Source organism: Acidovorax sp. SRB_14, assembly GCF_012932145.1.
Taxonomy (GTDB): Bacteria; Pseudomonadota; Gammaproteobacteria; order Burkholderiales; family Burkholderiaceae_C; genus Simplicispira.
On sequence record NZ_MWOK01000001.1, the window covers coordinates 52045 to 71148 of the forward strand.

Consider the following 19104-nt stretch of genomic DNA (forward strand, 5'->3'; position numbering starts at 1 on the left):
CTCCTTCAGGCGGCCACGGCTGTTGCAGAGGCCAGGATGCGCCCGGCCATGTGCTCGGCGGTGCGCAGCGCGGCGCTGGTCATGATGTCCAGGTTGCCCGCGTAAGCGGGCAGGTAGTGGGCGGCGCCCTCTACCTCCAGGAACACCGAGGTTTTGAGACCACAAAGGCCCTTGCCGACGCCGGGAATGTTCAGACCCTCGATGCGGTCGAACTGCACCTTTTGCTTCAAGCGATAGCCCGGCACATAGGCCTGCACGTCGGCGGCCATGCGCTCAATGGAGTCGGCGATGGCGCCCTCATCGGCAAAGTCGCTCAGGGTGTAGACGGTGTCACGCATGATCAGCGGCGGCTCGGCCGGGTTGAGCACGATGATGGCCTTGCCCTTGGCTGCGCCCCCCACCACCTCGATGGCCTTGGAAGTCGTTTCGGTGAACTCATCGATATTGGCGCGCGTGCCGGGGCCGGCGCTCTTGCTGGAGATCGACGCGACGATCTCGCCGTACTGCACCTTGGCCACGCGCGAGACCGCGGCCACCATCGGAATGGTGGCCTGGCCGCCGCAGGTGACCATGTTGACGTTCAGCGCGTCGAGGTGGTCGTCGCCGTTGACCACCGGGATGCAGTACGGGCCGATGGCCGCAGGCGTGAGGTCGATCAGGCGGATGCCGGGCTTGAGGCTGCGCAGGAAGGCGTCGTTCTGGACATGGGCGCCTGCGCTGGTCGCGTCGAACACCACATCGATGTCGGCGAACTGGGGCATGCGGGTCAAACCTGCCACGCCTTCGTGCGTGGTTGCCACACCCATGCGCGCCGCGCGCGCCAGACCGTCGGAGGCGGGGTCGATGCCGACCATGGCGCCCATCCCGATGTGCTGGCCGTGGCGCAGGATCTTGATCATCAGGTCGGTGCCGATGTTGCCGCTGCCGATGATGGCGGCTTGGAGTTTGCGGGTCATGGGGGGCCTTTCGTGTTCAGTCAACGGTGGCGCCGCTGGCCTTGATCAGTGGCGCCCAGCGCGAGACTTCGGACTGGATGAAACTGCCGAACTGTGCGGAGGTCGAGGGGAAGGCCTGCATGCCCTGGTCGGCAAAGCGCTTTTGGATGTCGGGTTCATTCAGCGCCTTCAGAAAGGCTTCGTTGAGCTTGGCGATGGCGGGCGCCGGCGTTCCGGCCTTGACCACGGCACCAAACCACACGCCAGCGTCCACGCCGTGGATGCCCAGTTCGTCCAGCGTGGGCACATCGGGCATCTGGACGGCGCGCTTGGCTGCGGCAATGGCCAGGGGCTTGAGCTTCTTGCCGGCGATCAGCGGGCCGGTGCTGATGATGGGGTCGAACATCATGTCGACCTGGCCGCTCATCACGTCCTGCAGCGCCGGCGCCGATCCTTTGTAGGCCACATGCTGGAAGGTGCCGCCGGTCTTGCCCCGGAACACCTCGCCGAGCAGATGGCCGATGGAGCCCATGCCTTGCGATGCAAAGTTCAGGCCGTCCTTGCGGGTTTTGGCCAGTTGCACCAGCTCGGCCACCGAGTTGGCGGGGCTGTTGCTGGGCACCACCAGCACGAGGGGCGATGCGATCAGCGAGGTGACGGGCGCGAAGTCCTTGAGCGGGTCGTAGGAGAACTTGCGAAACAGGTTCTGGTTGATCGCAAACATTTCGGTCGCTGCCACATAGACGGTATGTCCGTCGGCCTCGGCCTGCTTGACCTGGGCCGCGGCGATCTGGCCACCGGCGCCGGGCTTGTTGTCCACGATCACGGGCTTGCCCAGCGTGTCGCCCATTTTCTGGGCCAGGGCGCGGGCGATGGTGTCGGTAATGCCACCGGCCGGGAACGGCACGACGATGGTGACCGCGCGCGAAGGAAACGCAGGCGCCTGGGCCCAGGCGCCACTGGCCATGATGGTGGTAGCCAATGCGGCGAGGAGGGTGCGGCGATGTGTCATGTTTGTCTCTTTTGCTGTCTAGGGTGGGGGAAGGAAAATGAACGACTGAATTGGGGGGTGTGAGGCCAAGCCGCGATGGCGGCTACTGGCCAAACCGGGTGCGCACCGTACCCACGCCGCTGATGCGGGCCTCGAAGGCGTCGCCGGGCTGCACTGCCACCATGGGGCCGAGCGCGCCGGTCATCACCAGGTCGCCCGCGCGCAGCGGCTGGCCCAGCGTGGCGAGCTTGCGCGCCAGCCACACGGCAGCGTTGAGCGGGTGGCCCAGGCAGGCGCTGCCATTGCCTTGAGACACGACGGTGCCAGCGCGCTCGGTGGTCATCTCGCACAGCTTGAGGTCCAGCGCATTCAGGCGTGTAGGCACGGCGCCCAGCACGACCAGCCCGCTTGAGGCGTTGTCGGCCACGGTGTCGATGAATTTGATGTTCCAGTTCGCGATGCGGCTGCCCACGATCTCGATGGCGGGCAGCACATAGGCCGTCGCGTTGATCACGTCCACCAGCGTGGCGTCGGGCAGGTCGAGGTCGCGCTCCAGCACCAGGGCAATTTCGGCTTCGACCTTGGGCTGCAGCGTGCGTGACCAGGGAATTTCCTCGTCATCGCCATAGACCATGTCGGCAAACAGCGTACCGAAATCGGGCTGGTCCACACCGAGTTGCTTTTGCACGGCGGTCGAGGTCAGGCCGATCTTGCGGCCCACGATGCGGCGGCCCTTTGCCTGCGCGTGGCGCACGTTGGCCAACTGCACGGCATACGCGTCGGCGGCATCGGCGATTTCTTCGCGCAGCGGCGCCATCGGTGTCGCGGTCTGTTCGGCCACGCGCAGGCGCTCGGCCCAGGCGTTGATCTGTTCAGGAGTGCTCATGGCATCTTTCGGTGGGGTTGAAGCGAGGCGGGGGCGGAACGGTCACACGGTGTGCTGGAACAGCAAGCCATAACCGGCAATCAGTTCGGGCAGGGCCTGGTAGTGGCGCAGCGTGCAGGGCAGGGGTCGGGCGGGCAGCGCGGCGCGGCCAATCAGCCAGGTCTTGGATTCATGGGCCGACAGCCCGGCCAGTTGCTCGATCGAGTCTTCCGTCATGGCCGTCAGCTCTCCAAAGGCGCCGCGTTCCAGAGCGTCCATCCAGTGCCGGTCCCATGCGGGGTTGAGCGGCTTCATGCCGGACTCGCCGCGCGCCAGTGCCATGCCTGCCGCCATCACGCGCTGGGTCCGGGCGTCGCGTTCGGCCGCGGTGGGCTCACGCTTGACGGTGATGCGTTCGCGCACGGCCGCATCGGGGTGGGCCAGCGTCGGCACGGGAGGCTCGTGCGACAGCCCGCCCGAGCCGATCACCAGGGTGCGCTGCGGCAGGGTGTCCAGAAACCCGCCGATGGACTCGCCCAACTGCAGGCAGCGCGCCAGGCGCGGAATGCCGGGCTGGGCCACGGCATTCATGAAGATCGGCACCACGGGGGGCGTATCGAGGCCGTCCCACAGGAACTGCAGGGCCTGCGCAAAACCGTGGTCCACCTGCATGCGGCGCGACAGGGCGATGTCAAAGCCCGCGTCCATCAGGTGCGAGGTCAGCGCAAGGGCCACCGTCGCGTCGGTGTTGAGGGCACCGGACGGCGTTTGGTAATCGCCCACGGAAGTGGCCGCGCTGCCTATGCAAAAAGGCGGCATCAGCTCGTTGAAAAAGCCGTGGTAGTGGTCGGGGCCCAGCAGCACGATCAACGCGGGGTTGAAAGCATGGACCTGGGCACGTGCCTGCTCCAGTGCGGTGTCCAGCGCGACCTGGGCGTCTGCGCCGATGGCGTTGAGCCCGAGCAGGGGGGAGTGCGACATGCCGAGAAAGGCGCGGTTGGCAGCGCTGGGCATTCAGGCCTCCAGAGATGCAGCGAGCTTGCGGGCCAGCGCCGCGGTCACGGCCGAGACTTCCTGGGGCGAGCACAGGGCCGCCACAAAGCGGTCCGGACGCACGAACACGATGGATTTGGATTGCTTGCCAAACCATTCCTTGAGGCGGCCTTGCGTGTCGCCCAGCGTGATGACGCCGGCGCGGGCATCGGCGGGGTCGCCCGTATAGGCCATCTGCACCTGGGGCTTGGCGGTGATGAACCTGGCGCCCAGCTTCTCCCAGAAGGCGCGGGCCTCGGGGCTCAGGTTGAATGTGGGATCGGTGCCCCACGCCAGGATGGCGAAATTCAGGCCGATCACATCATCGAGGCGCACGGTGTCGCCGGCTGCGGTGGTCACGCGCGGCTGGATGAACATGCGGCCCACGGGCGTCTCCAGCGGTGCCTCGAAACCATTGAGAAGGCGGCCCAGGGGCGATTCCTTCTTCTCGGCCATGAGGCCCAGCAGGCGGCCCAGCGGGTGGTCTCCCGCACGGTCGAGCAGGCTGCCCAGCAGGGGCTGGCTCGCGCGTTTTTCGGGCAACACCACCACGCCACGCTCGTAGCGCGGCATCGGTTTAAAACGCATTTCGGCAAAGTACTGCTTCACGGGGGGCAGCGCATTGAGCGCCAGCATCACGGTGTCGCGCAGCTTGGCGGCGGTGTGGCTTTCGGGTGCGAAGATGTCACCGGCCACTTCGGACAGGTGGATCATCGAGCGGGCATGGTCACGCCGCTCGTCGCCATAGGTGTCGAGCAGGGCGTCGCCCGCCAGGCCCTTGACCACCCAGGCCAGCTTCCAGGCAAGGTTGCTGGCGTCGCGCATGCCGCTGTTGTAGCCCTGGCCCTGCCACACCGGCATGATGTGCGCGGCGTCCCCGGCCAGCAGCACGCGGTCCACCCGGAAGGTGGAGGCCAGGCGGGCGTTGTGGGTGTAGACGCGCTTGCGGATGTAATCGACCTGGTCCGGGTCGGCCACCACCTTGCGCATGAGCTTGGCCAGGTTCTCGGGCTTCGAGAGTTCTTCCTCGGTCTCTCCGGGCATCACCATGAATTCGAAGCGGCGGATGCCGTGCGGCAGCGCCGCCGACACATAGGGCCGCTCGGGATCGCAATGCATGTCGATATGGGGTGTGCCCAGCGGGTCGTTGCGCACATCGACCACGATCCACTGGTTGGGCTTGGTGCGGCCTTCAAACGGCACGTTGAGCGCACGGCGGATGAAACTGTTGCCGCCATCGCAGGCCACCACGTAGCGTGCGCGCACGGTGCGCTGCCCGCCCTGGCTGTCTTCCAGCGTGAGCGTGACACCTTCTGCGTCTTGGACCACGCCGGTTACCGACTGCCCAAAAACGACCTGGGTGTCCTTGAAGCGCGCGAGGCCCTGGTACAGGATTTCGTCCACCTGGGGCTGGATGAAGGCATTGCGGCGCGACCAGCCGAACTCGTCGGTGCGTGGCTCGATGGAGGCGAAGCACTTTCCGCTGGCCGTGAAAAAACGCATCCAGTGGTCGGGCGTGATGTGCGCCTGCACCTTGTCGACCAGGCCTGCGGTCTGCAACGTGCGCAGGGACTCGTCATCGATGCCGATGGCACGCGGGTAGTCAATGATCTTGTCGAGCTTTTCGATCAGCAGCGCAGGCACACCGGCCACGCCCAACGTGTTGGCAATAGTCAGGCCCACGGGGCCTGCGCCGACGATGACGACGTCGGCATCGAATCCTGCGGGGGTCTTCTCGGTTTTCGTGGCCATGGGCCTTGCTCCTGGGGGCGGTTGAAACACGCGGGGTCGGAAGCCTGGAGGCCCGGGGAGAGCCCGGGTCGCCGGCGCCTTTAGCGCAAGTGGAGGCGATTGTGTTTGCGCTATATCAAGTCGTAAACTGCGTGCACCAGGTGCACACAAACGAACGGGTTAACCCTGATTTCGAGGGCCATTGAGCCCCGTTTTTTCCGCAGATTGTCGACTTTGAAGCCCCCACCCATGCCCCAGATCAAGCCCTTGGTGACCGAATCGCAGTACAAGGACGTGCGCAGCCTGGCGCGGGGGCTGGACGTGCTGAAGGCGCTCAACAGCGCACCGGCCGGCATGGCCACAACGACCGAGCTGGCCGAGGCCTGCGGCATGCACCGCACCACGGTCAAGCGGCTGCTCGAAACCCTGCGCGCCGAGGGCTTTGTGCGGCGCGGCGAGCGCGAAGGGCAGTACTACCTCACGTTCGAGGTGCGCCGCCTCAGCGAGGGTTTCGAGGATGAGGCCTGGGTCGCGCAGGTCGCGGCGCCGCTGATGCGGGCCTCGGTGCGCGAACTGCTGTGGCCCTGCGATCTGGGCACGATGGAGTCAGGCTTCATGGTGGTGCGTGAATCGACGCACCGTTACAGCGCGCTGTCGCAGCACCGCGCCATGATCGGCGAGAAGATGCCGGTGTTTGTGACGGCGCTGGGGCGGGCCTATCTCGCGGCGTGCTCGGACGACGAACGTAATGCACTGCTGGCGATGCTGGCGCAGCGCAACGACTGGATCGGTGCTATGGCGCGTGATGAAGCGGCCGTCGCCAAGACGGTGCTTGAAACGCAGAAGCGCGGTTATGCCTACAACGATGGCGAGTGGATCCACGAGCAGCACTTTGCCGCAGTGGCTGTGCCGCTGCGCAGCGGGGAGCGTCTGCTCGGTGTGCTCAATATGATATTTCCCAAGGCGGCGGTCTCCCCGGCCGACCTGCAGATGCGTTTTGTTCCCGCACTCAAGGCGCTGGCCTCGGCCATCGGAAAGTCAAGCCGTGAATGGCTCGACTGAAGGCTGCAGGACCGGCCCGGCCCGCCGTCGCCGGGATGCCCAAGAGCCGCCGCGGGCGCAGGGCTGGAACCTCGGCAGAGCCCAGCGTCCAGCCGATGGCCTGCTGGGGCTAGCCCGGCCGGAGTTTTGATAAAAATGGCTTCCAGCGCTTGTTGGGTAAGCGCTGGAAGCTATCAAAATTGAAGTAGCTTCTCGGGATTTCCTCTAGCGGACCAGGCCCATGACCCGCGCTGCTGGGAGGGCACAGTGCAACACCACCGGGGCGCGCGGCGCGTCCCAGCGGCCGAGGGTGCCTTGCTTTCGCATGCGGGCCAATGCGGTCAGGCCAAGGTGTGCAGCGGGATGTCCTGCGCGATGGCCAGGGCATCGAGCTGGGCACGGGTCTGGGTGCGCACGAAGTCGGCCACGGACCGGTGGGTGGCGGGTGCGCGCAGCGTGTCCGCATCGCCGGAGGCGGTCAGCCCAGCGGCGGCGCACAGGCGTGCGGCAAAGTGGGGCTCGAGCGCGGCCACGGCCACGCGACCGTCGGCGCAGGGGTAGATGCGATAGCCCGCGTGCTTGCCGCCCACGTCTCCGTCCGGCGTGGTCAGGCCCCAGTCGCGCGGCTGGGCGAGCCAGGCCGTCGCGTCGGCCAATGCGACCTCGATGCACACGCCGCGGCCTGTGCGCGCGCGCTCGAGCAGCGCCTGCAGCACGGCCTCGCTGGCCACCAGCGCGCCGCCCATGTCCGCGTAGAGCGTGGGCGGCATCTCGGTACCGGTGAGCAGGCCGGCCTCGGCCAGGTAGGTCAGGTCGTGGCCCGGCTCTTCGGCGCGGGCGCCGGCGGCGCCGACGATGCGCACCAGCGACAGCCGCGGGTAGCGGGCCTGCAGCGTCTCCCAGCCCAGGCCGAGCTTGGCCAGCGCCGAGGGGCGAAACGAGGTGATCAGCACGTCGGTGCGCGCCAGCTCGGCCTGCAGCACGGCCTGGCCTTCGGGCGTCTTGAGCTGGGCCTGCAGCACACGCACGCCGGGGTGCAGCGCGGCATAGGCCGCAGGGCTGTAGACGCCCATCGGATCGGCGCTGGCTTGGCCGGCAGGCGCGGGCGGCTCGAGCTTGGTGCATTCGCCGCCCATGCGGGCGCAGCGCAGCAGGGCTGCCGGGCCGGGCAGGTTGAGCGCCAGGCTCAGGATGCGCGAACCTTGGAGGGGCTGGGGTGTGGTCGGCTGGCTCATGGGGCAAGATGGGCGTGAAGGAAATCGGCTGCGCCTGGAACTTCGGGCGGCGGGCCCGCTCCCTCAGAGGCTCCAAACCGAAAGATTATCAGCCCCACCATGCACCGCAGAACCTCCCTGGCCGCCTTGGCGGGCCTGAGCACATTTCCAGGAGCTTTCATGACCCCCTTGTCTGACGCCGCCGTATTGCCTGCGCTGCAGTCCTTGAAACCCTCGCCTCGCCTGCCGGTGCTGTTCGTCGGCCATGGCAGCCCCATGAACGCTATCGAGGACAACGCCTACCGCCGCAGCTGGCAGGCGCTCGGCGCCGAAATCGCGGCGCGCGCCCCCCAGCCGCAGATGATTCTGTGCATCTCGGCGCACTGGCTCACGCGCGGCTGGCAGCTCACGGGCATGGCCCGGCCCAAGACCATCCACGACTTTGGCGGTTTTCCGCAGGCGCTGTTCGACCAGCAGTACCCCGCACCGGGCGCGCCCGCCGTGGCGCGTACCCTGGCCGCGCAGCTGAAGGCGCCGTCCACCGGCAAGGCGCTCGGCGTGGACGAGGGCGAATGGGGGCTGGACCACGGCACCTGGTCGGTGCTCAAACCCATGTTCCCCGCGGCCGAGATCCCGGTGCTGCAGCTGAGCATGGATTACAGCCGGGCGCCGGCCGAGCACTACGCGCTGGGCCTGCAGCTCAAGGCGCTGCGCGAGCGCGGTGTGCTGATCGTGGGCAGCGGCAACATCGTGCACAACCTGCGCGCCACGCGCCGCGGCACGGCCGCGCACGAGGCCTACGACTGGGCGGTGGAGTTCGACACGGTGGTGCAGGAGCAGATCAAGAAGGGTGATCTGGGCGCGCTGCAGGATTTTCAGAAGCTGGGCGCGGTGGCGCTGCAGGCCCACCCAACGCATGAGCATTACCTGCCGCTGCTCTACGCCGCGGGCGCGGCCGATGCGGGCGAGATGCCGCGGTTCTTCAATGCCAATTACCAGGCGGCCTCGATTTCGATGCGTTCGGTGGTGTGGGGTTGAGGGTGGATGCTATTGAATGAATAGCTGACGGCGCTTTATGGCATTGGGCTAGGGCCCTGAATGAGCATGAAAAAACCGCCCTCGGGCGGTTTTTTCATTCGTCCAGGGTCACGCTGCGTTCAGCGCTCAGATCACCTTGGCAATCGACTGGCAGACATAGTCGATGTTCTTGCTGTTGAGCGCGGCCACGCAGATGCGGCCGGTGTCGGTGCCGTAGACGCCGAACTCGCTGCGCAGGCGCACCATCTGGTCCTTGGAGAGGCCCGAGTAGCTGAACATGCCGATCTGCTGCGTCATGAACGACATGTCCTGCTTCACGCCCGCGGCCTTGAGTCCGTCGACCAGCTTCTGGCGCATGGCCTTGATGCGCACGCGCATTTCGCCCAGCTCCCTTTCCCACAGGGCGCGCAGCTCGGGGTTGCCCAGCACGGCAGCGACCACGGCGCCGCCGTGGATGGGCGGGTTGGAGTAGTTGGTGCGGATCACGATCTTGAGCTGGCTCAGCACGCGGCCGGCTTCTTCCTTGTCCGCGCACAGCACCGACAGGCCGCCCACGCGCTCGCCGTACAGGCTGAAGCTCTTGGAGAACGAGGTCGAGACGAAGAAGTTGAGGCCGGCGGCGACGAACTTGCCGATCACGGCGCCGTCCTCGGCGATGCCGTGGCCAAAGCCCTGGTAGGCCATGTCGAGAAACGCCGTCAGGCCGCGGGCCTTGACCGCGGCGATGACCTGGTCCCACTGCTCGGCGGTGATATCGTAGCCCGTGGGGTTGTGGCAGCAGGCGTGCAGCACCACGATGGTGCCGGGGGCGGCAGCATTCAGGCTCGTCAGCATGCCGTCGAAGTCCACGCCACGCTTTTCGGCGTCGTAGTAGGCGTAGGTCTCGACCGTGAAGCCGGCGTTGGTGAACAGGGCGCGGTGGTTTTCCCAGCTGGGGTCGGAGATCAGCACCTTGGCATCGGGGCTGACCTTCTTCAGGAAGTCGGCGCCGATCTTCAGGCCGCCCGTGCCGCCGATGGCCTGCACCGTGGCCACGCGGCCCGCGGTGACGGGTTCGCTGGCTTCGCCGAACACCAGGCCCTTGACCGCGGTGTCGTAGGCCACGATGCCGTCGATCGGCAGGTAGCCCCGTGCGGCGGGCTTGTCCATCATGGCCTTTTCGGCGGCCTGGACGCACTGCAGCAGCGGCAGCTTGCCGTTGTCGTCGAAATACACGCCCACGCCGAGGTTGACCTTGTGGGGGTTGGTGTCGGCGTTGAATTGTTCGTTGAGACCCAGGATGGGGTCGCGGGGGGCCATTTCGACGGCGGAGAACAGAGACATGAAAAGTCCTTGGGAGGTGGAAATTGGTCTGCTAGCCCCAAGCTACGGTAGGCTTTCGGGTTAACCCATGAATTTTAGCGGCGCCGCGCAGGCTGCGCAGCCACACCACACGCCATGCACGAAGTCTCTGCCGCGCCCGCCACCGGGCAGTTCGTCAGCTTTCCGGATTCGCCGTTCGAGCTGTACCAGCCCTATCCGCCGGCGGGCGACCAGCCCGAGGCGATTGACAAGCTGGTCGAGGGTGTCCGCGACGGCGAGGTGTTCCAGACGCTGCTGGGCGTGACCGGCTCGGGCAAGACCTTCACCATGGCCAACGTGATCGCGCGCATGGGCCGTCCGGCCATCGTCTTCGCGCCCAACAAGACGCTGGCGGCGCAGCTGTACTCCGAGTTTCGCGAGTTCTTTCCGAAGAATGCCGTCGAGTACTTCGTGAGCTACTACGACTACTACCAGCCCGAGGCCTACGTGCCGCAGCGCGACCTGTTCATCGAGAAGGACAGCGCCATCAACGAGCACATCGAGCAGATGCGCCTCTCGTGCACCAAGAGCATCCTCGAGCGGCGCGACGTGGTCATCGTGGCCACGGTCTCGGCCATCTACGGCATCGGCAACCCCGAGAGCTACCACCGCATGGTGATGACGCTGCGCGTGGGCGACAAGCTGGGGCAGCGCGAGGTGATCGGGCAGCTGGTGCGCATGCAGTACCAGCGCAACGACACCGACTTCGCGCGTGGCAATTTTCGCGTGCGCGGCGACACCATCGATGTGTTTCCGGCCGAGCATTCGGAGCTGGCGGTGCGCATCGAGCTGTTCGACGACGAGGTCGAGAGCCTGCAGCTGTTCGACCCGCTCACGGGGCGCGTGCGCCAGAGCATTCCGCGCTTTACCGTCTATCCCAGCAGCCACTATGTGACGCCGCGCGACCAGGTGCTGATGGCGGTCGAGGCCATCAAGACCGAACTGGCCGAGCGGCTGCAGCAGCTGGTGGGCGACGGCAAGCTCGTCGAGGCCCAGCGGCTGGAGCAGCGCACGCGCTTTGATCTGGAAATGCTCAGCGAAGTGGGGCACTGCAAGGGCATCGAGAACTACTCGCGCCACCTGTCGGGCAGCGCGCCGGGCGATCCGCCCAGCACACTGACCGACTACATGCCCAAGGATGCGCTGATGTTCCTCGACGAGAGCCACCAGATGATCGGGCAGCTCAACGCCATGTACAACGGCGACCGCGCACGCAAGACGACGCTGGTCGAATATGGCTTCCGGCTGCCCAGCGCGCTGGACAACCGGCCGCTCAAGTTCGAGGAGTTCGAGCGGCGCATGCGCCAGGTCGTGTTCGTCTCGGCCACGCCGGCCGACTATGAGAAGGTCCATTCGAGCCAGGTGGTGGAGCAATTGGTGCGGCCGACCGGCTTGGTCGATCCCCTCGTGGAGGTGCGGCCGGCCGCGACCCAGGTGGACGATGTGCTGCAGGAAATCCGCATCCGCGCCGACCTGGGCGAACGCGTGCTGATCACCACGCTGACCAAGCGCATGGCCGAGCAGCTGACCGACTACCTGAGTGACAACGGCGTCAAGGTGCGCTACCTGCACTCGGACGTGGACACGGTCGAGCGCGTGGAGATCATCCGTGACCTGCGGCTGGGCGCATTCGATGTGCTGGTCGGCATCAACCTGCTGCGCGAAGGCCTGGACATTCCCGAGGTGTCGCTGGTGGCGATCCTCGACGCCGACAAGGAAGGCTTCCTGCGCGCCGAACGCAGCCTGATCCAGACCATCGGCCGTGCGGCGCGCAACGTGAGCGGCAAGGCCATCCTTTACGCCGACCGCATCACCGACTCGATGAAAAAAGCCATGGGCGAGACGGAACGCCGGCGCGCCAAGCAGATCGCACACAACGAAGCCCAGGGAATCACGCCGCGCAGCATTGTCAAGCGGGTGCGAGACCTGATTGACGGGGTCTACAGCGAGAAGGCAGGCAAGGATGCCGAGCGCCTGGAGCAGGAGACACTGCAGCGCGCCAGGGTCGAGGACATGTCCGAAAAGGACATCGCGCGCGAGATCAAGCGCCTCGAAAAGCAGATGCTGGACCATGCGCGCAACCTTGAGTTCGAGCAGGCGGCCCGCGTGCGTGACCAGTTGAGCCGGCTCAAGGACCAGGCCTTTGGCGCCCACGGTGGCGACAACGTGATTGCTTTGCCCCAGAAGTGAAAGGGGTTTTGCGACCAGAATGAAAACATCGTGACCGATCGGTATTCTTATCCGACCAATTAAGTGGGGATTTGTGGTATACTTGCCTCAAACACTCAACAAATACCCCGCGATGAAGAGCCCTGAGCGACAAGACCCTCAGGGTACTGGGTGGAGACGGCGCCCCCGCAGCCGATCAGCTAGCGAAACAGGGGTTTCTTGAACCAACAAGCCTACGAAGGAGCTTGCGATGCGTCTCACTACCAAAGGCCGTTTTGCGGTCACCGCCATGATTGATCTGGCCCTGCGCCAGAACAACGGCCCCGTCACCCTGGCTGCCATCAGTCAGCGCCAGCGCATTTCGCTGTCGTACCTGGAGCAGCTGTTTGGCAAGCTGCGCCGCCACGAGCTGGTGGAATCCACCCGCGGACCTGGCGGCGGCTACACCCTGGCGCGCAAAGCCGCTGACATCACCGTGGCCGACATCATCGTGTCCGTGGACGAGCCCATCGACGCCACCCAGTGCGGCGGCAAGGAAAACTGCCTGGGCGAAGCCGGCCGCTGCATGACCCACGAACTGTGGGCCGCGCTCAACCAGCGCATGGTCGAATTCCTGGATTCGGTCACGCTGCAAAAGCTGGTGGACGAGCAACTGGCCAAGGGCGTGCAGATCGAAGACAAGCCCGCCGTGCGCCGTGCCATTTCCACCACCCCGGTGGTCAAGCCGATCCGCGTGAACGCACCGAATTCGGTTTTTGCCCTGGGCAACGTTTTCGCCAAGTCTTGAGCCGCATTTTTGTTCTGGACCGGGCTGCAAGGCCCGTCCCAGCATCGCAAGCCCCGAATTTTCCTGTTTTGCCAACCGGAACCGTTTACTGAGCCAGCCATGGACATGACCCCGCACTTTCCCATCTACCTTGATTACGGCGCCACCACACCGGTCGATCCGCGCGTGGTCGACGCGATGATTCCGTGGTTGCGCGAACATTTCGGCAACCCTGCCTCCCGCAGCCATGCCTGGGGCTGGGAGGCCGAGGAGGCCGTCGAGAAGGCGCGCGCCCAGGTGGCCGGTCTGATCCATGCCGACCCGCGCGAAATCGTCTGGACCAGCGGCGCCACCGAATCGAACAACCTCGCCATCAAAGGCGCGGCCCAGTTCTACAAGGGCAAGGGCAAGCACCTGATCACGGTCAAGACGGAGCACAAGGCCGTGCTCGACGTGATGCGTGAACTCGAGCGCCAGGGCTTCGAGGTGACCTACCTGAACGTCCAGGAAAACGGTCTGCTCGACTTCGAGTCGCTCAAGGCGGCCATCCGCCCCGACACCATCCTGATCAGCGTGATGTTCGTGAACAACGAGATCGGCGTGATCCAGGACATTCCGGCCATTGGCGCACTGTGCCGTGAAAAGGGCATTCTCCTTCACGTCGATGCTGCGCAGGCCACGGGCAAGATCGAGATCGACCTGCAAACCCTGCCGGTGGACCTGATGAGCCTGGCGTCGCACAAGACCTATGGACCCAAGGGCATTGGTGCGCTGTATGTGCGCCGCAAGCCGCGCGTGCGCCTCGAGGCGCAGATGCACGGCGGTGGCCACGAGCGCGGCATGCGCTCGGGCACGCTGCCCACGCACCAAATCGTTGGCATGGGCGAGGCCTTTCGCCTGGCCGGCGAAGAGATGGCGCAGGACCAGGCCAAGGCGCGCGCACTGCAGAAGCGCCTGCTCGACGGGCTCAAGGACATTGAGCAGGTGTTCGTCAACGGCGACCTGGAGCACCGGGTACCGCACAACCTGAACATCAGTTTCAACTATGTCGAAGGCGAGTCGCTGATCATGGGCATCAAGGGCCTGGCGGTGTCGTCGGGTTCGGCCTGCACTTCGGCCAGCCTGGAGCCCAGCTATGTGCTGCGCGCGCTCGGACGCAGCGATGAGCTGGCCCACAGCAGCCTGCGCATGACCATCGGCCGTTTCACGACCGAAGAAGAAATTGACTACGCCATCGCCACCATCCGCGAAAACGTCGCCAAGTTGCGCGAGCTGAGTCCTTTGTGGGAAATGTTCCAGGACGGCGTGGATCTGAGCACCATCCAGTGGGCGGCGCATTGAGCGTCCCGGCCGCATTGCACACGAATTGAAGAGGAGAACACCATGGCTTACTCAGAAAAAGTGATTGACCATTACGAGAACCCGCGCAACGTGGGCTCGTTCGACAAGGGCGACGACTCGGTTGGCACCGGCATGGTCGGTGCGCCTGCCTGCGGCGACGTCATGAAGCTGCAGATCAAGGTCAACCCTGAAACCGGCGTGATCGAAGATGCGCGCTTCAAGACCTACGGCTGCGGATCGGCCATTGCATCGTCATCGCTCGTGACCGAATGGGTCAAGGGCAAGACGCTCGATGAGGCGGCGGCGCTGAAGAACAGCGAGATCGCCGAAGAATTGGCTTTGCCGCCGGTCAAGATCCACTGCTCCATCCTGGCCGAAGACGCCATCAAGGCCGCAGTGAACGATTACAAGACCCGGCACGGCGCAGCAGCGGCCGCCACGGTCTGAGGACGCCATGGCCATTACGCTGACCGAAGCGGCAGCCCGGCATGTCAGCCGCTACCTGTCACGGCGCGGCAAGGGCCTGGGGGTGCGGCTGGGCGTGAAGACCAGCGGCTGCTCGGGCCTGGCCTACAAGCTCGAATACGTGGACGAGGCCGCCCCGGAAGACGTTGTGTTCGAGAACCACGGCGTCAAGGTGCTGATCGATCCCAAGAGCCTGGCCTACATCGATGGCACCGAGCTCGATTTTGTGCGCGAAGGCCTCAACGAGGGCTTCCGCTTCAGCAACCCCAACGAGCGCGACCGGTGCGGTTGTGGAGAGAGCTTCCGGGTTTGATGCTCGCGTTTTTCGGCCCTGTGTGAAACCGCCACCGCACACCGTGCTGGCGGTTTTTTGTTGATATGAACCTGCAATCCGACGACTTTGAACTGTTTGGCGTGCCCCGGCGCTTTGCCCAGGAGCGCAGCGTGCTCGACGCGCGCTGGAAGGAACTGCAGCGCGAGGCGCACCCCGACCGTTTCGCCGCCCAGGGTGCGGCCGCGCAGCGCGTGGCCATGCAGTGGTCTGTGCGCATCAACGAGGCCTACCAGCGCATCAAGGACCCGCTGCGCCGTGCCGCCTACCTGTGCGAACTGCAGGGCGCGCCGATCCGCGCGGAGGACAACACGGCCATGCCGGCCGATTTCCTGATGCAGCAGATGGAGTGGCGCGAGGCGCTGGACGACGCGCACAGCATGGCGCAAATCGATGCGCTCGACGGCGAAGTGCAGCAGGCGCGGCGTGCCGCGCTGGCGCGCTGCGCAGACTTGATCGACGCGCGCGGCGACTTCGCGGCCGCCGCCGAGCAGGTCAGAGCCCTCATGTTCATTGCGCGTTTTGCCGGGGACATCGGGCGCCGCCAGGACCAACTGGGACAATAAGGCCCCACCCGATATCCCGAGGGCTTGCCGCGCAGGCAGGCTCCTCCCACGCAGAAGACAGGAATCCATGGCGCTGTTGCAGATCTCCGAACCCGGCCAATCTCCCGATCCCCACCAGCGGCGCATTGCCGTCGGCATCGACCTCGGCACCACGCACTCCCTGGTGGCCGCCGTGCGCAACGGCGTGGCCGAATGCCTTCCCGACGGGCAGGGCAGGGTGCTGCTGCCGTCCATCGTGCGCTACCTCGAAGGAGGCAAACGCCAGATTGGCCACGAAGCCGCAGCGCAGCAGCAGCAGGATGCGCGCAACACCATCGCCTCCGTCAAGCGCTTCATGGGGCGGGGTCTGCACGACATTGCGAACGCCGAGAAGTTGCCCTACGACCTGCTGGGCGCGGCCGAGGCAGGCGCGGGTGCGGCCTCCACCGGCATGCTCAGCGTGGCCACGGCGGGCGGGGTCAAGTCGCCGGTCGAGATCAGTGCCGACATCCTGGCCACGCTGCGCTACCGCGCAGAAGACACGTTCAACGACGACCTGTATGGCGCCGTCATCACCGTGCCGGCCTACTTTGACGATGCGCAGCGCCAGGCCACCAAGGATGCGGCCAAGCTCGCAGGCATCCATCTGCTGCGCCTCATCAACGAGCCCACGGCGGCGGCCATCGCCTATGGACTGGACAACGCCAGCGAAGGCGTCTATGCCGTGTACGACCTGGGCGGGGGCACCTTCGACATCTCCATCCTGCGCCTGACGCAGGGCGTGTTCGAGGTGATAGCAACCGGTGGCGACTCCACCCTGGGCGGTGACGACTACGACGCGGCGCTGGCCGAATGGGTGCTGCAGCAGCTGGACCTGCAGGTGCACAGCCCCGCGGACAAGACCGCTGCACGCCTGGCTGCGCGGGCCTGCAAAGAGGCATTGACTGCTACTGAAAATATAGCTTTCAGCGCAGAACTGGCGGGCGCTGGAGTGCAATTTGACGTAAAACGCTCCGACCTGGATGCGGCCACCGCGCATCTGACTGCGCGCTCGCTCGCGGCCGTGCGCCGCGCGTTGCGCGACGCCCAGCTGGCGGCTGACGAGGTGCAGGGCGTGGTCATGGTCGGGGGCTCGACGCGCATGCCCCAGGTGCAGCGCGCGGTGGGCGATTTCTTTGGCCGCACGCCGCTGACCAACCTGAACCCCGACGAAGTCGTGGCGCTGGGCGCGGCGATCCAGGCCAACCAACTGGCCGGCAACAACACGGCGGGCAACCTGCTGCTGCTCGACGTGATTCCGCTGTCGCTGGGCATCGAAACCATGGGTGGCCTGGTCGAGCGCATCGTCTCGCGCAACGAGACCATCCCCACCGCCAAAGCGCAGGACTTCACCACCTACCAGGACGGCCAGACGGCGCTTGCCGTCCATGTGCTGCAGGGTGAGCGTGACCTGGTGCAGGACTGCCGGAGCCTTGCGCGGTTTGAGCTGCGCGGCATCCCGCCCATGGCGGCCGGCGCCGCACGCATCCGCGTGACCTTCACGGTGGACGCGGACGGCCTGCTCAGCGTCAGCGCGCGCGAGCAGCTCAGCGGTGTCGAGGCGCACATCGACGTCAAGCCCAGCTACGGCCTGAGCGACGAGCAGATTGCGCAGATGCTGCAAGAGAGCTTCTCCACGGCCGAGCAGGACATCCAGGCGCGCGCGCTGGCCGAAGCGCGCGTGGATGCCGACCGCATGCTGATCGCCACGCAAAGCGCGCTGGATGCCGACGGCGACCTGCTGGCGCAATCCGAGCGCGCCACCGTGGATGCGCTGATGGTCCGTCTGCACAGCCTGCGCGACGGCGGCGACGCCGCCACGCTGGAAGCCGCAACGCAGGCCCTGGCCAAAGGCACGGAAGCCTTTGCCGCGCAGCGCATGGACCGGGGCATCCGCCAGGCGCTGGCCGGCAAAAACGTGCAAACCCTTTAAAACAGTTCCCAAGAGCGCTTTATGCCTGTCATCAAGATACTGCCCCACCCTGAATACTGTCCCGCCGGTGCCGAGATCACCGCCCCCGCGGGCACCTCGATCTGCGAAGCCCTGTTGGAGCACCGCATCAACATCGAGCATGCCTGCGACATGAGCTGCGCCTGCACCACCTGCCATGTCATCGTGCGCGAGGGCTACCACTCGCTCAACGAGGCAGAGGAAGAGGAGGAAGACCTGCTCGACCGCGCCTGGGGGCTGGAGCCGCAGTCGCGCCTGAGTTGTCAGGCCATTCTGGCGGCCCAGGATGTGACGGTGGAAATTCCCAAGTACTCGATCAACCACGCCAAGGAAAACCACTGAGATGAGCCGGCAGATCGTTCTCGACACCGAAACCACCGGCCTGTCCGCCGAGGGCGGAGACCGCATCATCGAAATTGGCTGCGTCGAACTGTTTGCGCGCAAGCTGACCGGAAACAACAAGCATTTCTACCTGAGCCCTGGGCGCGACAGCCACCCCGACGCGCTGAAGGTGCACGGCATCAGCAACGAGTTTCTCAAGGACAAACCCAAGTTCGCCGCCGTGGCCGATGAGCTGCTGGAGTACCTGCAGGACGCCGAGGTCATCATCCACAATGCCGCGTTCGACGTGGGCTTTCTCAACAAGGAACTCGAGCTCATCGGCCGCCCGGGACTGCGCAGCTTTGTGGGCGAAGTCACCGACACCCTGGCCATGGCCAAGGAGATGTACCCCGGCAAGCGCAACTCGCTCGATGCGCTGTGCGATCGGCTGGGCGTGGACAACTCGGGGCGCACCCTGCACGGCGCTCTGCTGGACGCCGAGCTGCTGGCGGACGTGTACATCAACCTCACGCGCGGCCAGGATGCGCTGCTCATCGCCGACGAGGGCGATGACGGTGGTGCTGCCATCAACGTGGCCGCCGTGGACCTGCGCAGCATCGCGCTGCAGGTCCTGCAGGCCAGCGATGCCGAGATCGCCGCCCACGAACAGATGCTGGTGCAGCTGGACAAGGCCAGCGGCGGCAAAACAATTTGGAAGACTTCAGAGAGCGCTCCAAAAGCTGTGCCATAATTGCGGGCTGTCACAGAGACAGCACGGGTGATTAGCTCAGCGGTAGAGCACTGCCTTCACACGGCAGGGGTCACATGTTCGATCCATGTATCACCCACCAGTGTTTATGAGTGTGCCGATGTCGGCAGTCTCATCGGGCGATTAGCTCAGCGGTAGAGCACTGCCTTCACACGGCAGGGGTCACATGTTCGATCCATGTATCGCCCACCAAAAACGAAAGACCGGCCATCAGTGGCT

18 protein-coding genes and 2 tRNA genes are annotated in these 19104 nt (G+C 65.7%); 13 read left to right on the forward strand and 7 right to left on the reverse strand.

All coding sequences use genetic code 11. The features are described from left to right. Positions 1-5: 5 nt before the first annotated feature. The 5 genes from B2J86_RS00235 to B2J86_RS00255 all read right to left on the reverse strand — a co-directional run bounded on the left by B2J86_RS00235 (position 6) and on the right by B2J86_RS00255 (position 5575). The gene (locus B2J86_RS00235) at positions 6-956 is read right to left on the reverse strand and encodes an acetaldehyde dehydrogenase (acetylating) (RefSeq protein ID WP_173024430.1); all 951 of its coding nucleotides are present in this window, start codon (positions 954-956) and stop codon (positions 6-8) included. 16 nt (positions 957-972) lie between these two features. Further along, positions 973-1947, reverse strand: coding sequence for a tripartite tricarboxylate transporter substrate binding protein (locus B2J86_RS00240; protein WP_173024431.1), 975 nt, complete (start codon positions 1945-1947; stop codon positions 973-975). 82 nt (positions 1948-2029) lie between these two features. Then, positions 2030-2812, reverse strand: a complete 783-nt coding sequence (mhpD, locus tag B2J86_RS00245) for a 2-keto-4-pentenoate hydratase (protein ID WP_173024432.1) — start codon at positions 2810-2812, stop codon at positions 2030-2032. A 42-nt stretch (positions 2813-2854) separates the two neighbouring features. Further along, positions 2855-3805, reverse strand: coding sequence for a 3-carboxyethylcatechol 2,3-dioxygenase (locus B2J86_RS00250; RefSeq protein ID WP_169168549.1), 951 nt, complete (start codon positions 3803-3805; stop codon positions 2855-2857). Then, positions 3806-5575: a bifunctional 3-(3-hydroxy-phenyl)propionate/3-hydroxycinnamic acid hydroxylase gene (locus B2J86_RS00255; RefSeq protein WP_173024433.1), complete on the reverse strand. Its 1770-nt coding sequence runs from the start codon at positions 5573-5575 to the stop codon at positions 3806-3808. It abuts the gene before it with no gap. Between the two features lie 228 nt (positions 5576-5803). Here B2J86_RS00255 and B2J86_RS00260 point away from each other — a divergent pair, with 228 nt between their 5' ends. Beyond that, positions 5804-6616 (forward strand): DNA-binding transcriptional regulator, encoded by an 813-nt coding sequence (locus tag B2J86_RS00260; protein ID WP_173024434.1) that lies wholly within the window; start codon positions 5804-5806, stop codon positions 6614-6616. A gap of 320 nt (positions 6617-6936) precedes the next feature. Here the strand turns inward: B2J86_RS00260 and B2J86_RS00265 are convergent, their stop codons facing one another. Then, positions 6937-7830, reverse strand: a complete 894-nt coding sequence (locus B2J86_RS00265) for a CaiB/BaiF CoA-transferase family protein (RefSeq protein WP_173024435.1) — start codon at positions 7828-7830, stop codon at positions 6937-6939. A gap of 159 nt (positions 7831-7989) precedes the next feature. On the opposite strand from B2J86_RS00265, the gene ygiD reads away from it, so the two are divergent. Beyond that, on the forward strand, positions 7990-8847 hold the full coding sequence (ygiD, locus tag B2J86_RS00270) for a 4,5-DOPA dioxygenase extradiol (RefSeq protein ID WP_173024436.1): 858 nt from the start codon (positions 7990-7992) through the stop codon (positions 8845-8847). 126 nt (positions 8848-8973) lie between these two features. On the opposite strand, the gene B2J86_RS00275 is transcribed toward ygiD, so the two are convergent. After that, positions 8974-10170: an amino acid aminotransferase gene (locus B2J86_RS00275; protein ID WP_173024437.1), complete on the reverse strand. Its 1197-nt coding sequence runs from the start codon at positions 10168-10170 to the stop codon at positions 8974-8976. Between the two features lie 114 nt (positions 10171-10284). Between B2J86_RS00275 and uvrB the strand changes: the two genes are divergently transcribed. The 11 genes from uvrB to B2J86_RS00330 all read left to right on the forward strand — a co-directional run bounded on the left by uvrB (position 10285) and on the right by B2J86_RS00330 (position 19077). Next, the gene (uvrB, locus tag B2J86_RS00280) at positions 10285-12378 is read left to right on the forward strand and encodes an excinuclease ABC subunit UvrB (protein WP_169633061.1); all 2094 of its coding nucleotides are present in this window, start codon (positions 10285-10287) and stop codon (positions 12376-12378) included. Positions 12379-12607: 229 nt separating this feature from the next. After that, positions 12608-13144: a Fe-S cluster assembly transcriptional regulator IscR gene (gene iscR / locus B2J86_RS00285; RefSeq protein ID WP_169168555.1), complete on the forward strand. Its 537-nt coding sequence runs from the start codon at positions 12608-12610 to the stop codon at positions 13142-13144. A gap of 99 nt (positions 13145-13243) precedes the next feature. After that, on the forward strand, positions 13244-14464 hold the full coding sequence (locus tag B2J86_RS00290; RefSeq protein ID WP_169168556.1) for an IscS subfamily cysteine desulfurase: 1221 nt from the start codon (positions 13244-13246) through the stop codon (positions 14462-14464). A gap of 42 nt (positions 14465-14506) precedes the next feature. Next, positions 14507-14911, forward strand: a complete 405-nt coding sequence (iscU, locus tag B2J86_RS00295; protein WP_169168557.1) for a Fe-S cluster assembly scaffold IscU — start codon at positions 14507-14509, stop codon at positions 14909-14911. A 7-nt stretch (positions 14912-14918) separates the two neighbouring features. After that, a complete protein-coding gene (gene iscA, locus B2J86_RS00300) occupies positions 14919-15242 on the forward strand; it encodes an iron-sulfur cluster assembly protein IscA (protein ID WP_169168558.1) in 324 nt (107 codons plus the stop codon). Between the two features lie 65 nt (positions 15243-15307). Next, entirely contained in the window at positions 15308-15826 is a 519-nt protein-coding gene (hscB, locus tag B2J86_RS00305) for a Fe-S protein assembly co-chaperone HscB (protein ID WP_169633062.1), read from the forward strand. Between the two features lie 67 nt (positions 15827-15893). Next, on the forward strand, positions 15894-17777 hold the full coding sequence (gene hscA, locus B2J86_RS00310; RefSeq protein ID WP_173024438.1) for a Fe-S protein assembly chaperone HscA: 1884 nt from the start codon (positions 15894-15896) through the stop codon (positions 17775-17777). 21 nt (positions 17778-17798) lie between these two features. Continuing rightward, positions 17799-18137 (forward strand): ISC system 2Fe-2S type ferredoxin, encoded by a 339-nt coding sequence (fdx, locus tag B2J86_RS00315; protein WP_169168561.1) that lies wholly within the window; start codon positions 17799-17801, stop codon positions 18135-18137. Between the two features lies 1 nt (position 18138). After that, complete coding sequence (dnaQ, locus tag B2J86_RS00320; RefSeq protein WP_169168562.1) at positions 18139-18867, forward strand: DNA polymerase III subunit epsilon; 729 nt, start codon at positions 18139-18141, stop codon at positions 18865-18867. Between the two features lie 25 nt (positions 18868-18892). After that, positions 18893-18967: transfer RNA gene (locus B2J86_RS00325), tRNA-Val, on the forward strand. Between the two features lie 35 nt (positions 18968-19002). Further along, a tRNA-Val gene (locus tag B2J86_RS00330) sits at positions 19003-19077 on the forward strand. The last annotated feature ends 27 nt before the right edge of the window (positions 19078-19104 follow it).